This window comes from Nonomuraea sp. NPDC049750 (assembly GCF_040659625.1).
GTDB lineage: Bacteria > Actinomycetota > Actinomycetes > Streptosporangiales > Streptosporangiaceae > Nonomuraea.
Genome location: NZ_JBFANB010000020.1, coordinates 1 through 12,738, shown reverse-complemented (window position 1 = coordinate 12,738; position 12,738 = coordinate 1). Strand labels below are relative to the sequence as shown.

The 12,738-nt window shown below is 70.3% G+C and carries 14 protein-coding genes and 1 pseudogene; 10 read left to right on the top strand and 5 right to left on the bottom strand.

Translation table 11 applies throughout. The features are described 5' to 3' along the window. Window positions 1–92: 92 nt before the first annotated feature. From AB0J16_RS38770 to AB0J16_RS38760, 3 genes are all read left to right on the top strand, one after another. On the top strand, window positions 93–857 hold the full coding sequence (locus AB0J16_RS38770; RefSeq protein ID WP_358549345.1) for an alpha/beta hydrolase: 765 nt from the start codon (window positions 93–95) through the stop codon (window positions 855–857). A 25-nt stretch (window positions 858–882) separates the two neighbouring features. Further along, window positions 883–1,683 carry an alpha/beta hydrolase gene (locus AB0J16_RS38765; protein ID WP_358549342.1) on the top strand — a complete coding sequence of 267 codons (801 nt, stop codon included), beginning with the start codon at window positions 883–885 and terminating at the stop codon, window positions 1,681–1,683. 689 nt (window positions 1,684–2,372) lie between these two features. Next, window positions 2,373–2,708 (top strand): STAS domain-containing protein, encoded by a 336-nt coding sequence (locus AB0J16_RS38760; RefSeq protein ID WP_358549339.1) that lies wholly within the window; start codon window positions 2,373–2,375, stop codon window positions 2,706–2,708. A gap of 2 nt (window positions 2,709–2,710) precedes the next feature. On the opposite strand, the gene AB0J16_RS38755 is transcribed toward AB0J16_RS38760, so the two are convergent. From AB0J16_RS38755 to AB0J16_RS38745, 3 genes are all read right to left on the bottom strand, one after another. Further along, window positions 2,711–3,253, bottom strand: coding sequence for a GAF and ANTAR domain-containing protein (locus AB0J16_RS38755; RefSeq protein WP_358549337.1), 543 nt, complete (start codon window positions 3,251–3,253; stop codon window positions 2,711–2,713). 296 nt (window positions 3,254–3,549) lie between these two features. Next, window positions 3,550–5,208 carry a 2-succinyl-5-enolpyruvyl-6-hydroxy-3-cyclohexene-1-carboxylic-acid synthase gene (gene menD, locus AB0J16_RS38750; RefSeq protein WP_358549335.1) on the bottom strand — a complete coding sequence of 553 codons (1,659 nt, stop codon included), beginning with the start codon at window positions 5,206–5,208 and terminating at the stop codon, window positions 3,550–3,552. Further along, complete coding sequence (locus AB0J16_RS38745) at window positions 5,205–6,149, bottom strand: o-succinylbenzoate synthase (protein ID WP_358549333.1); 945 nt, start codon at window positions 6,147–6,149, stop codon at window positions 5,205–5,207. Before AB0J16_RS38745 ends, menD begins: the two co-directional genes overlap by 4 nt. Window positions 6,150–6,197: 48 nt before the next feature. Here AB0J16_RS38745 and AB0J16_RS38740 point away from each other — a divergent pair, with 48 nt between their 5' ends. The 3 genes from AB0J16_RS38740 (at window position 6,198) to AB0J16_RS38730 (ending at window position 9,215) form a co-directional block, all read left to right on the top strand. After that, a complete protein-coding gene (locus tag AB0J16_RS38740; RefSeq protein WP_358549330.1) occupies window positions 6,198–7,334 on the top strand; it encodes an AMP-binding protein in 1,137 nt (378 codons plus the stop codon). Between the two features lie 46 nt (window positions 7,335–7,380). After that, window positions 7,381–7,728 carry a hypothetical protein gene (locus tag AB0J16_RS38735; protein ID WP_358549327.1) on the top strand — a complete coding sequence of 116 codons (348 nt, stop codon included), beginning with the start codon at window positions 7,381–7,383 and terminating at the stop codon, window positions 7,726–7,728. A gap of 173 nt (window positions 7,729–7,901) precedes the next feature. Then, complete coding sequence (locus tag AB0J16_RS38730; RefSeq protein WP_358549324.1) at window positions 7,902–9,215, top strand: RNA polymerase sigma factor; 1,314 nt, start codon at window positions 7,902–7,904, stop codon at window positions 9,213–9,215. A 220-nt stretch (window positions 9,216–9,435) separates the two neighbouring features. Here the strand turns inward: AB0J16_RS38730 and AB0J16_RS38725 are convergent, their stop codons facing one another. Next, complete coding sequence (locus AB0J16_RS38725) at window positions 9,436–9,834, bottom strand: hypothetical protein (protein WP_357645221.1); 399 nt, start codon at window positions 9,832–9,834, stop codon at window positions 9,436–9,438. 114 nt (window positions 9,835–9,948) lie between these two features. Between AB0J16_RS38725 and AB0J16_RS38720 the strand changes: the two genes are divergently transcribed. Next, complete coding sequence (locus tag AB0J16_RS38720) at window positions 9,949–10,509, top strand: TetR family transcriptional regulator (protein WP_357645222.1); 561 nt, start codon at window positions 9,949–9,951, stop codon at window positions 10,507–10,509. A gap of 203 nt (window positions 10,510–10,712) precedes the next feature. Beyond that, the gene (locus AB0J16_RS38715; RefSeq protein ID WP_214634349.1) at window positions 10,713–10,910 is read left to right on the top strand and encodes a DUF5999 family protein; all 198 of its coding nucleotides are present in this window, start codon (window positions 10,713–10,715) and stop codon (window positions 10,908–10,910) included. A 4-nt stretch (window positions 10,911–10,914) separates the two neighbouring features. On the opposite strand, the gene AB0J16_RS38710 is transcribed toward AB0J16_RS38715, so the two are convergent. Then, window positions 10,915–11,520 carry an alpha/beta family hydrolase gene (locus AB0J16_RS38710; protein WP_358549322.1) on the bottom strand — a complete coding sequence of 202 codons (606 nt, stop codon included), beginning with the start codon at window positions 11,518–11,520 and terminating at the stop codon, window positions 10,915–10,917. An 82-nt stretch (window positions 11,521–11,602) separates the two neighbouring features. On the opposite strand from AB0J16_RS38710, the gene AB0J16_RS38705 reads away from it, so the two are divergent. Together AB0J16_RS38705 and AB0J16_RS38700 are read left to right on the top strand one after the other, a co-directional pair. Continuing rightward, the gene (locus AB0J16_RS38705; protein ID WP_358549319.1) at window positions 11,603–11,956 is read left to right on the top strand and encodes a hypothetical protein; all 354 of its coding nucleotides are present in this window, start codon (window positions 11,603–11,605) and stop codon (window positions 11,954–11,956) included. Between the two features lie 573 nt (window positions 11,957–12,529). Then, window positions 12,530–12,738 (top strand): annotated as a pseudogene (locus AB0J16_RS38700) (IS200/IS605 family accessory protein TnpB-related protein); the annotation flags it as partial.

Sequence of the window (12,738 nt, the reverse complement as noted above, 5' to 3'; positions counted from 1 at the left end):
CGCCCGGGTGACGCTCGGTTACGCCCGGGGACGCTCGGTGACGCAGTCATGTGACGCTCGCGAGGCGCGCGAGGGCTTCCTACGGTGAGGCCATGACCACAGGCAACTCCTTCAAGAACGGCAGCACGCCGACCGTCGTGCTGGTCCATGGCGCCTTCGCGGACGCGTCGAGCTGGGCGGGCGTGATCGCCGAGCTCCAGGCTTCCGCGATCCCCGTGACCGCGGTGGCCAATCCGCTGCGCGGACCGGCCACCGACGCCGCCTACCTTGCCGGCGTCGTCGCCGCGATCGACGGTCCGGTCCTGCTGGTGGGTCACTCCTACGGCGGTGTGGTCATCACCCGGGCCGCGGCCCAGCCGGGCAACGTGGTCGGGCTGGTCTACGTGACCGCTTTCGCTCTGGAGTCAGGGGAGAGCGTGCTGGACATCACGGGCCGCTTCCCCGACAGCCTGCTGGGCCCGGCGCTGCGGCCGGCCGTCTTCCGCACCGGCGATGGAGCGGAGGCCGTGGAGCTGTACCTCAGGGAGGACCGGTTCCCCGCGGTCTTCGCCGCCGACCTGCCCGAGCGCCTCACCTCGGTGGCGGCCGTCGCGCAGCGCCCCATCGCGGCGGTGGCGTTCGAGGAGAGTTCTCCCACGGCGAGCTGGAAGAGCCTGCCGTCCTGGTACGTCGTGGCGACCACCGACCAGGCGATCCATCCCGCCGCACAGCGTTTCATGGCCCAGCGCGCCGGGGCCGACACCATCGAGGTCGACGCCTCACACGCGATCGCGCTGTCGCGACCGGCAGCCGTGGCCGACCATATCCGCACCGCCGTCACCGCGACCCAGGCCGTCAAGCACACCCATCCGGCATGACAGCCGTGTTCCTGAGGAGCAACCGATGACCACACCGACCATTCCCGTCATCTTCATCCACGGCCTGTGGCTGCACGCCACGTCCTGGTCCTCCTGGACCGAGTTGTTCACGGCCGCCGGCTACGACGCGACAGCCCCCGGCTGGCCTGGCGACAGCGAAAGCGTCGAACTGTCCAGAAAAGACCCCGACAGCATCGCCGACCACGGCATCGACGACGTTGTCGCCCACTACACGGAGATCATCAACGCTCTGGACGTCAAGCCGATCCTGATCGGTCACTCCTTCGGCGGCATGATCGCCGAGAAGCTGCTGGGGCAGGACCTGGCCAGGGCGGCGATCGCGATCGACGCCGCACAGATCAAGGGGGTGCTGCCGCTGCCGTTGTCGGCACTGCGCTCGACCTTGCCGGTGTTCAAGAACCCGGCCAACAAGCACCGGGCCGTCTCCCTCACCCTCGACCAGTTCACCTACGCGTTCGGCAACGCCATCCCAGCTCAGGAAGCCGCTGAGCTGTACGAACGCTGGACCATCCCCGCGCCGGGCAAGCCGCTGTTCGAGGCCGCCGTCGCGAACTTCTCCCCCCATTCGCCCGCCGAAGTCGACACCGGCAACGACGCCCGGGGGCCGCTGCTGCTGATCGCCGGCGGCAAGGACCACACCGTCCCCGAGACGGTCACCAAAGCGACGCTCAAGCAGTACCGGGACTCCACCGCGATCACCGAGATCCAGCAGTTCCCCGACCGGGGCCACTCCCTGACCATCGACCACGGCTGGCGTGAAGTGGCCGACGCCTGCCTGACCTGGCTCACCAGAAACGACCTGTAGACGAGCCGAAAAACGATCTGCGGCGTTGAGCGCCGTCAACAATGTCGGCGCGGCCGCGCCGCCGTCAAGGCCCTCGCCCGGCAGCACCAGCACCCCCAAGGCCAGCCGCCGCGGCCATGGCCAGCCGCCCGCGTCATAGCGGCCGAGACATCCCAACCATGATCAATCCCACCGATGATCGCGATCTGGTCGGCCATCAAGGCTGCCGGACTTCCTGGGCCAGGAAGTCCGGCAGCCTCTTGATGGCCGCGTTCGAGGCGGTGTAACCGCCCGTCGCGGGGAAGGCCGCTGACGCCGACGCGTCTACGGCATAGAACAGGCCAGCATCAGGGCAAGTCGGCAAATATGGTGGAAATTTCCCCAGGACCGCAGCAAGCCTCAGAGGCGCCCGTCGAAGCAGTCGGTGAACCGTGGTCATCATTTCTGGCTGATATCACAGCTCTTGACCCTGCGAGCGCCAAAGGACTTGTACACTTCGTTCTGGAAGCACACGGTTACACAAAGTGATAATCCACACATCTGGTGCAAATCGCATTTGCGATTCCACGTGGCGTCCGGACCCCGCGCCACGTCAGGTGTCGAAGTCGGCGGCCGGGCATGTCCCCGGACTCGCGAGGGTCCTGACGGGGAGAAGGCTCTCGCAGCCGGCGGATGTTCCAGTGTGGGAACACAACAGGGGAGCCGAGCGCATGGAGCCACTGCACCTGACGACAAGCCGTCAGGGGGCGAAAGTTATCGTGCACATCTCCGGGGAGCTGGACATCGCCACCACCTCGGTACTTCGTGACCACCTGCTCGACATCCTGAGGGAGACCTGCAACGGACACCGGAAGATCGACGAGGTCGTCATGGAGCTCAGCGGGCTGTCGTTCATCGACGCGGCCGGCCTGGGCGCTCTGGTGAGCATCCACGATCACGCGCGGCGCAACGCCATACCGTTGCTGCTGTCCGGAATCCCCCCACAGGTCGACCGGCTGCTCCTGATCACCGGACTCAACCGCCACTTCCCGCACAAACCCCTGTAGAACTACAGGAGGTCGCCCCCATACGACACGACCTCCTGAGCCACCTCCGCCAGCCGCCGGTTGCGATCGCGGGCGTGCCCGCGCAACCGCGCGAACGCCTCCTCCATCGCCCAGCCGTGCCGCTCGGCCAGCACGCCCTTGGCCTGCTCGATGACGACGCGGCTGTCGAGCGCGGCCTGCAACTGCTCGGCCAGCAGCCGCTCTCCCCGCACGGCCCGCTCGTGCAGCAGCCCGATCGTGGCCATGTCGGCCAGCGCCTGCCCCAGCACGACGGTGTCGGCGTGCAGGTCGCCCGGGGCCTCACGGAACAGGTCGAGCGCGCCGATCACCTCCTCGCGCACCCGCATGGGCAGCGCGCTCACCGCGCCGAACCCATGGTCGCGGGCCTGCTGGGCGAAGCGCGGCCAGCTCCGCCGCGCCTCGGCTCCGTCCACGTCCGGGCAGTGCACGACCTCGCCGCCGCCGACGCAGTCGAGGCAGGGCCCCTGCGCGTACCGCAACTGGGACAGCTCCAGTGACCGGGCCCGCTCGCCGGAGGCGGCCATCAGCCGCAACTCCCCCCCGCTGATCGGTCACCAGCAGCCCGGCGGCGTCCACACCCAGCAGCTCCACGCAGCGTTCGGCGAGCACACCCATGAAATCGGCCGCGTCGGAACCGGTGACCAGCGTGTCGGCCAGAGCGACGAACGCCTCCGCGACCCCGCGCCCCGATACCGTCGGCGCCGCCGCCGCGGCGCGCGTATGAGCCGACTCGGTGTCCACCGCCGTAGGAGACTCGGATCCCACAGCCGCAGGATACGCGAAGACCGGCCAAATCACCGGGAATCACCCACCTGACGGATCAGGTCATGCAGTCCCGGATCGCGGCATGAGCCGCCTCGCGCAGCCGGGCGTGCACCACGGCGTTCGCCTCCCGGTCCGTACGCACCTCCACCAGGCGCGGCCCCTCGCCGCGCAGCGCCTTGGGCAGGTCGGACAGATCCTCCACCAGCTGGTACGGGGTGCCCGTCGAAGCGGCCACATAACCGAGATCGACGCCGTGCGGCGTACCGAAGACCCGCTCGAACGGATCCCTCACCGCAGCCTGCGGCAACAACGAGAAGATGCCGCCGCCGTCGTTGTTCACCACCACGAGGCACAGGTCCGGCCGCGGCTCCCGGGGGCCCAGGATGAGGCCGTTCTGGTCGTGCAGGAACGACAGGTCGCCCATGAGCGCGTACGACGGCCCGTTGTGCGCCAGCGCCGCCCCCATGGCCGACGACACCAGCCCGTCGATGCCCGACGCGCCCCGGTTGGCCAGCAGCCGCAGCCCCCGCCGGGGGCGCATCGCCTGGTCCAGGTCGCGGATCGGCATCGAGGAGCCGCAGAACAGCAGCGCCCCGTTCGGCATCGCGTCGACCAGGTCGCGGGCCAGCCGGGGCTCGCTGGTGCCCGAGGCGTCGAGCACCTCGTCGATGGCCGACCTGGCCGCCTGGTCGGCCTGCCGCCAGGCGTGCAGCCACGTGTCGTCACCCGAGGCGACCGGGATCTCCACCGCCTGCGCCACCTGCGTCGCCGACCGGGTCGGGTCGGGCCAGCGATCGAGGTCGGTGGCCACCACGATGTGCTCCCCGGCCCGCCGCAGCCACGACAGCAGCGGCCGCGACAGCCCGGGACGGCCGAGCGTGACCACCACGTCGGGGCGGTGGGCGTCGGCGAACTCCGGCGTGCCGAGCAGATAGTGATAGGTGGACACGGCGTGGTCGCCGTAGCGTCCGCCGCCGTTCGGCTCCGACACCACCGGCCAGCCCGCCATGCCGGCCGCGGCGACGTAGCGGCGGACGTTCGCGGCGCCGTCGCCGACCACCAGCACGCCGCGCCTGGTCGGCGGGATGTGCAGGGCGATGGGCGGCGGCGCGACGCGGGCGCGCACCCAGGGACCGTTGGCGTCGCCGTCGAGCGACTCACACCACGAGGTGTCACCGTCGGGGATCAGCGGCTCCCTGAAGGCCAGGTTCAGGTGCACCGGCCCCGGAGCGGCGGGCCCGGCGGCGCGCTGGTAGGCCCTGCAGGCCAGCGACCGCCAGTAGGCCACCTGCCCCGGCCGGTCCTCGGGCACGCCGACCTCGGCGAACCAGCGCACCGCCGAGCCGTACAGCTTGATCTGGTCGATCGTCTGATTCGCGCCGGTGCCGCGCAGCTCGGGCGGCCGGTCGGCGGTGAGCACGAGCAGCGGGACGCCCGACTCGCTCGCCTCGACGACGGCCGGATGGAAGTTGGCGGCGGCCGTGCCGGACGAGCAGATCAGCGCGACCGGCCGCTCGGCGCGCCTGGCCAGCCCGAGCGCCAGGAAGGAGGCCGAGCGCTCGTCGATGCGCACGTGCAGCCGCACCCGCGACTCGGCGTGCAGCGCCAGCGCCAGGGGGGCCGAGCGCGAGCCGGGCGCGAGCACGACATCGGTGAGGCCGCAGCGCACCAGCTCGTCGACCAGGACCGTGGCCAGCGCGGTGGCGGGGTTCACAGTGACGCCTCCTGCATCCGGCGAAGCCACGAGGGAGATTCAATCTCAAATGCCGACAAAAGCTGAAAATTCACCGCAGGACGTCGCACGGCCAGCCGCCCGTCCACGGGCACCAGCGAATCGTCCACCACATCACCCGTGAGCAGCGGCATCGTGCCCAGCCCGCACGCGTACGGCAACTCCGGCAGCGCCGCGGCCAGCGCGAGCCCCGCCGCCAGCCCCACCGAGGTCTCCACCGCGCTCGACACCACCGCCGGCAGCCCGCACGCCTCCACCACCCGCAACGCGTTGCGCACCCCACCGAGCGGCTGCGCCTTCACCACCGCGATGTCGGCCGCCTCCGCGGCCCTGACCCGCAGCGGGTCCTCGGCGCGCCGGATCGACTCATCGGCCGCGATCGGCACGTCGACCGCCCGCCGCACCGCCGCCAGCTCCTCGAGCGTGGCACAGGGCTGCTCGGCGTATTCCAGGTCGAAGCGGTCGAGCTCCTTCAGGTGGCGTACGGCCTCGCCGACCTCCCAGGCGCCGTTGGCGTCGACGCGCAGCCTGCCCGCCGGGCCGAGCGCGTCACGCACCGCCTCCACCCGGGCCAGGTCCTCGGCGAAGCTCTGACCCCGCTCGGCCACCTTGACCTTCGCCGTGGCGCAGCCCGACCCGCGTACGAGCTCGAAGGCCTGCTCGGCGGACACGGCGGGCACGGTCGCGTTGACCGGCACGCTGTCGCGCACCGGCTCCGGCCAGCCCTCGAAGGCGGCCTCGCGGGCGCACGCCAGCCAGCGGGCGCACTCGCGCGGACCGTACTCGGGAAAGGGCGAGAACTCGCCCCAACCGGCCGGACCGTGCAGCAGAACGCCTTCCCTGACGGTCTGACCACGGAAACGGGTGCGCATCGCGACCCGGAAGACGACGGGAGCCCGGAATTGCACGGGAGAACGCGTCACGACCCTCCCTGCACCGCTGACCGACCTGTCGCCATTAACCTTACGAGCATGTTGAGGAAGCCGTCGCATCCGGACCGGCCGTTGCACGCCGTGGTCGGACCCCCGGGACCTGAGCTCTTCGCGGCGATCCGCGCCGCCCTGTCCGGCGACGGCCCGGCGATCCTCCCCCTGCCCGCCGCGAGCGCCCCCGGCGCGCTGCGCCCGACGCACGTCAACGGCGCCCGCCAGGACGACGGCGAGGGCGTGCCCGACGACGTGGCGGTGGTGATCGCCACCAGCGGCAGCACGGGAGCGCCCAAGGGTGTGATGCTGTCGGCCACCGCGCTGCGCACCTCGGCGGCCTCCTCACTGCGCCGCCTGGAGGCGGCCAAGGGCGAGCGCTGGCTGTGCTGCCTGCCGCCCTCCCACGTGTCCGGCTTGCAAGTGCTGGTCCGCGCCCTGCTCTGCGAGAGCGAGCCGATCATCCACCCGCGCTTCGACCCCCACGAGGTGCTCACCTCGGGCGCCGAACACGTGTCGATGGTGCCGACCCAGCTTCACCGGCTGGTCGAACTGAACGCCGACCTGTCGGTTTTCCGCTCCATCGTGCTCGGCGGCGCCGCCCCGCGGGCCGGCCTGGTCGCCGAGGCTCGGGCGCTCGGCGCTCGGGTGTTCACGACGTACGGGATGAGCGAGACGAGCGGCGGCTGCGTGTACGACGGCCGGCCCCTTTACAATGTAGATCTCAAAATCGGCGACGACGGGCGCATCCGCGTCGCCGGGCCGGTGCTGTTCTCCGGTTACCGCTTCGGCGAGCCCGCCCCCTTCGACGGCGACTGGTACGTCACCTCCGACCTGGGCGAGCTGACCGGAGGCCGGCTGCGCGTTCTGGGCAGGGCCGACGACGTCATCAACACCGGCGGCGAGAAGGTGGTGGCCGCCTCGGTGGCCGAGGTGCTCGGCGCCCACCCCGAGGTGGCCGACGTGGCCGTGATCGGCCGGCCGGACCCCGAATGGGGCGAGATCGTGGTGGCCGTCGTGGTGCCCGCCGACCCCGCGGGCCCGCCCACGCTGGACCAGCTCCGCGCCTACGCCGCCGACCGGCTCCCCGTCTACGCCGCGCCGCGCCAACTGCGACTGATGTCCCGTTTGCCGCTGCTAGCGAATGGTAAAACGGATCTCGTTAGCCTTAGGACAGGAACCTGATGAGTTGCGGGTGCGTCTTATGGAGGAGAGCAAGGAGGGAGCCTTCATGAACCAGACCCGCAAGATGTGGGCATCCGCGGCGGTCGTCGGTGTGATCCTCGTCGGCGGAGTCTCAGTCGCGGCGGCCGCCTCGGCGGGCAGGCTCGAAAGGGTCGGCAGGGAGACCAGAGCAGTGGTGGAGAAGGAACCGTCCGCCCAGCCGCCGTCCGTCCAGAACGATCAGCTTTCGGAGCTGACCGCCTCGCCCGCGCCGAGTGACGGCACCGTCGTGTCCAAGGAGCTCAACCCGGACCCGCAGAAGGTCATCGAGTATTGGACGGACAAGCGCATGGAGGACGCCCAGCCCATGCCCATGCCCGAGGTGAAGCCAGGCGAGTTCACCACCGGGGAGTGACGCTCCTCGCGTGTGGGGTGGGTCACCTTTAGGGCGGTCCGCCCCCTTTTTTGTCCCTCCGGGAACAAATAGCGCTGAACGGCGTTATTGATACTGGTGCGCCGAGCGGCCGCAGCCGCCCCACCACAATCTTGGTCTGATCGAATTCGACTCCGTATGGAGGAGGTGTCCTCATGCCCCGAACCGCCGTGGCGACCCCACCCACGACCCTCGACCAGCTGATTGACCGAGGGCGAGCTCAGGGTCACCTCTCCTTGGCGGAGCTGCGTGACGCGTTCGCCGAAGCCGGCATCAGCCCCTCGGACGGCCGGTCGATCCTGCGCGAGCTCACCGAGGCGGGTGTCAGTCTGGCCGCCGAGGACGAGCCGTCCCTCGGGCGTGCGCCCTCGCGCAAGGCCACCCGCAAGACCACGACCAAGCGAGCGAAGTCTACCCGCTCCAAGGCCGCGGAGCCAAAGACGGAATCCGCCGCGCAGGACGAGGACGCCCCCGACGAGCTCGCGCTGAGCCCGGACGCCACGGCCCCGGACGAGGCCGAGCTGGAGTCCGAGACGATCGACCTCGATGACAACCAGTCGGTCATGGGCGACTCGGTCCACACCTATCTCAAGTCGATCGGCCGCCGTACGCTGCTCACCGCCGCGCAGGAGGTCGAGCTGGCCCGCCGGATCGAGGCCGGCCTGTACGCCGAGTACAAGCTGGAGACCGGCCCGGACCTGTCCGCCGCCGCCCGCGACGACCTCGAACTGGTCATCGAGGACGGCAGGGCGGCCAAGGACCACATGCTGGAGGCCAACCTCCGGCTCGTCGTCTCGGTCGCCAAGAAGTACACCGACCGCGGCATGTCCCTGCTCGACGTGGTCCAGGAGGGCAACCTGGGCCTGATCAGGGCCGTGGAGAAGTTCGACTACACCAAGGGCTTCAAGTTCTCCACCTACGCCATGTGGTGGATCAGGCAGGCCATACAGCGCGGCTTCGCCGACTCGGCCCGGACGATCCGCCTGCCCGTACACGTGCTGGAGATGCTCTCCAAGCTGTCGCGCATCGAGCGCGACATGCACCAGAGGCTGGGCCGCGAGCCCACGCCCGAGGAGCTGGGGATCGAGCTCGACAAGACCCCCGACCAGATCGAAGAGCTGCTGCGCACCAGCCGCCAGCCCATCTCGCTCAACGCGACGATCGGCGAGGACGGCGAGACCACGATCGGCGACCTCATCGAGGACGTCGACTCCCCCGAGGCGTCGGAGATCGTCGACCGCCAGCTGCTAGGCGACCAGCTGCGCGGCGTGCTCGGCAACCTCACGCCGCGCGAGGCGAAGATCATGGCCCTGCGCTTCGGCCTGGTCGACGGCAAACCGCACACACTCGACGAGATCGGCAAGCACCTGGGCCTGACCCGGGAGCGCATCCGGCAGCTCGAGAAGGAATCGCTTTCGAAGCTGCGCCACCCGAGCAATACCCGCCCCTTGCTCGACTGGGCCAGCTGATCCGCGACGAAGCCCCGGCACTTCTCGTGCCGGGGCTTCGTCATGTCTCCAGCGGACCGCCTTCGCCCTCTCCCCCGACTCCCGAGGGACCCAGCCACAACGGACCGTCTTATACCGCCCCCCGAAGGGGGGTATCCCACCAAAGGACACCAGCCCTGCACAGACCGTCACAGGGATCGAGACGGTCGCGTGACGAATAACCCGGGGAAGTGACGGACGGCTAGCGGACGGCGGGCACCGGGCGTGGCACGCGCGGGATCCCCCACAGCCGGTTGTCCTCACGCAGCGTACGCAGCCGATCGACCTCGGCGGTCCACGTGGCCCCCGTGGGCGTCGCCTTGGCCTTGCGGCGGGCGATGCGGTCGTCGTAGGCCTTGACCCCGAACGTGGCCCGCTGCCCGCTCTCGGCCGCCCGCAGCGCCTCGCTGAGCGCCTTGTCGAACGCCACTCCGGCAGCCAGCAACTCGAGCTCATCCGCGGCGGCGGCCCGCAGGTCGCGCAGCGTCCCCTCAGCCAGCCTGGCCCGGTCGAGCAGCTCGGGGTAGCTCTTGGAGATCTCCACGTCCGCGTGGTAGCGGACCTCAGCCTCGCGGCTCACCCGCGGCCGGAAAAACGCCATCGACTCTGCCCCTCATCCCAATCGGCTCCTATCAGCGCGACCAGGGTACGCCCGACCGCGACACGCTCCATAATCGGACCCGCGCCGCGCCCTTTACATAGTAAGATGATCTCCATGCCCGCCAAGAGACCGCCGGTTCCCCTCTCCCGCGAGCGCATCATCGACGCCGCCCTTCACATCGCCGACTCACAAGGGCTCAGGCGCCTGACGATGCGCAGGCTCGGCGACGCCCTGCAGGTGGAGGCCATGGCCATCTACCATCATCTGCCCCGGGGCAAGGAAGCGCTGATGGACGCGCTGGCCGAGCACGTCACCGCCGTCCACGTGGAGCAGGGTCCCACCTGGCAGGACACGGCCAGGGCGTGGTGCCGGGCCGGTCGGGAGCTGCTGCGCGAACATCCCGGCGTCCTGGCGCTCGCGCTGACCAAACCGCCCAAGGGCGGCACCGCGCTGGCCATCAGGGAGCAGACGGAGCAACTCGCCGACGCGGGCCTGAACGACGCGCCTGAGGCCGTACGAGCGCTGCGGGCCTTCGTGTTCGGCAGCGTGGCGGTCGAGGTCCAGCAGTCAGGCTGGGCCGACCCCGAGGTCGATGAGTGGACCAGGCGTGACGAGCGCGCCGACGTCGACTTCGAGCGTGGTCTCGACGCCTTGCTGAAGGGCTTGCAAAGCTAGTGGGCGTGTCGAGCTTGGACCGTTATCCTGTATAAGGCACGCTGTGTCGAAGGTCACACTTTCGCATCCTCCTGTAACAGTCCTAACGGACTATGTCCGAACGTGTGACATACGCCGCACACTTGAAAGAAAGACAACACCCAAGGCGTTCCCGCCCCTTTCCTACCCGCGGGAGCCATTCACGAGATATCGGAGGCACGCCGATGTGCCCGCACGACCCGGCCTGTCCGGCAGCCGAGGCGCCCGACCGCGAGGCCGCACGTACCCTCGCCTGCCACCCCGAGCAGGGGTGGAGCCTTCTCTGCAACGGCGTCGTCCTTTTCGAGGACACCGGGGAGCTCCTGCCTGGCGGCACCGCCATCGCTCCGCACCGCCCGGATCCGCTCGTCGGCGCCGCCTGAGCCGCTACCCGCTCACCGGCGCCCCATAGCCGACGATCCACTCGGCGACCACCTCGCCCACCCGGGCGGGGTCCTTTTTCAGGTCGTGCCCCTCGCCCGGCAGCACAACCAGGCGTGCCGCGTCGGCAGCGTCGGGCACGCCGAACGGATCCCGGTCCCCGTTGACCACCAGCACGTCCACGCCCGCCTCGCGCAGCTCGCCGGCCCTCGACTTCTCGGGCCTGCCCGGCGGGTGCAGCGGGAACGCCAGCGCCACCACCGCGACCGCGCCGACCACCTCGGCCGTACGGCAGGCCACCCTGGCCCCGTTGCTCCGGCCGCCCTGCACCAGCGGCAGCCCCGGCCGGCGCGCCCGCAGCTCGCCCAGGACGACCTCCCAGGCCTCGTCCTGCCGTACGGCCGAGCCCGGCGCCCGCGCCCCGGCGAGCCGGAACGGCTGCGTCACCCTGGCCACCACGGCCCCCACGTTCAGCGCCGCGTCGCGCACCGCCAGCAGATCGGGCGCGTCCACTCCCCCGGCCGACCCGTGCGTCAGCACCAGCAGCAGCCGGGGCCGCTCCACCTCGTCGAACTCGACCTGCGCCGGGCCGCGCGGGGTCATGATCCGCATGTCAGAACCGTACCTGGGGATGAGTTCACCATGGCCCTCAGGGTTGATGACGGCGCGCCGCGCAGCCGCGATGATGAGCCTCATGCCAGACATGCGCCCCATCCGCGAGGATCTGCAGGCGACGCTCGACGCCCGCCGCGACCTCGGCCCCGAATACGAAGCCGCCCTGGTCGAGTCGTTCGTGGAGCGGCTCGACGCCACGATCGCCGCCCGGGTGCGCGCCGAGCTCCAGGCCCACGGCGCCGGTCCCGTCCCGGCCAGGTCCAAGAACCCGGGGTCGGCCATGATCCCGATCGCACTGGGGTCGATGGGCATCGGCATCCCGCTGACGGCCATCGCGGCGTCCCGCGGCGGCGGGCTCGGCTTGGCCATCGCCTGGTTCGCCATCGTCCTGATCAACGTCGCGGCAGCGGCCGCCATCATGCGCCGCGGCTGACCCCGCTCCTCCGCCTCCGACCCCGAAGGGTTGCACCTGTTAGCCGTTGAGTGCTCATAGATGTGCGTTAGGGGCTTCTCGTTGCGCTTCGATCTTCGTGTGGACATGTCAATGGGGCCTGCGCGGGGTCAGTCCTTTGTGCGGTCTCGCAGTGGTTACGTAACGGTGTGCTCGCGGTAGCGGCCGGGCGGGTCTGGTCGGCGCGATCGTGGTCGGCGTCGATGCCTGTGACGCCAACCCGCGTGGCGGCGGGGCCCGCCTGTAACGGCGTGGGCGGTGAGTGGCGGATGTGTCGCTCAAATGTTCGCCTCGACAGGCAAAACCTTGGTAGCCTAACAGTCACTGTCAGTGAAAGTGCGGGTTGGTGGCAGGTGATCTGGATGGGTCGGTGGGGTGATGGCGTGGAGACGCCGCTCGCGTGGTGCGTCCGCTGCTGTTGTCGCCAGCCGATGAGTTTGCTGGCTGGCATGGTGCTGGGGGCGGTCGGGGATGGCTGAGGCATTGCGGCCGATCGCTGCGCCGTTCGTGGCTGCCGGGCCGTCCGGGGTGGCTGTCCGTGATCGGCTCAAGGGCTTGACCGCGCAAGATGAGCAGGTGTTGCGCCGGGTGGGCGCGCATCTGGGTGTGCTGGCGTCGCGGGATCTGGCGGTGCGTTGTCGTACGGGGCTGGAGCATTCCGCTCAGGCATGGGCGGACCGTAAGCGGGAGCTGACGTCGGAGTCGTCGTCGCGGTGGGCGGGGGCGATCACGAAGGCTTCCCATGATCAGTGGGCGTTGGCCCG

Excerpts from the sequence above, each read along its gene's own strand:
- AB0J16_RS38755 (WP_358549337.1), bottom strand. The coding sequence starts at position 3,253 with ATGGCCGCCTCCGGCGAGCGGGCCCGGTCACTGGAGCTGTCCCAGTTG.
- AB0J16_RS38770 (WP_358549345.1), top strand. The coding sequence starts at position 93 with ATGACCACAGGCAACTCCTTCAAGAACGGCAGCACGCCGACCGTCGTG.
- AB0J16_RS38730 (WP_358549324.1), top strand. The coding sequence starts at position 7,902 with ATGCCCCGAACCGCCGTGGCGACCCCACCCACGACCCTCGACCAGCTG.
- AB0J16_RS38760 (WP_358549339.1), top strand. The coding sequence starts at position 2,373 with ATGGAGCCACTGCACCTGACGACAAGCCGTCAGGGGGCGAAAGTTATC.
- AB0J16_RS38735 (WP_358549327.1), top strand. The coding sequence starts at position 7,381 with ATGAACCAGACCCGCAAGATGTGGGCATCCGCGGCGGTCGTCGGTGTG.
- AB0J16_RS38725 (WP_357645221.1), bottom strand. The coding sequence starts at position 9,834 with ATGGCGTTTTTCCGGCCGCGGGTGAGCCGCGAGGCTGAGGTCCGCTAC.
- AB0J16_RS38705 (WP_358549319.1), top strand. The coding sequence starts at position 11,603 with ATGCCAGACATGCGCCCCATCCGCGAGGATCTGCAGGCGACGCTCGAC.
- AB0J16_RS38740 (WP_358549330.1), top strand. The coding sequence starts at position 6,198 with ATGTTGAGGAAGCCGTCGCATCCGGACCGGCCGTTGCACGCCGTGGTC.
- AB0J16_RS38710 (WP_358549322.1), bottom strand. The coding sequence starts at position 11,520 with ATGCGGATCATGACCCCGCGCGGCCCGGCGCAGGTCGAGTTCGACGAG.
- AB0J16_RS38765 (WP_358549342.1), top strand. The coding sequence starts at position 883 with ATGACCACACCGACCATTCCCGTCATCTTCATCCACGGCCTGTGGCTG.
- AB0J16_RS38720 (WP_357645222.1), top strand. The coding sequence starts at position 9,949 with ATGCCCGCCAAGAGACCGCCGGTTCCCCTCTCCCGCGAGCGCATCATC.
- AB0J16_RS38715 (WP_214634349.1), top strand. The coding sequence starts at position 10,713 with ATGTGCCCGCACGACCCGGCCTGTCCGGCAGCCGAGGCGCCCGACCGC.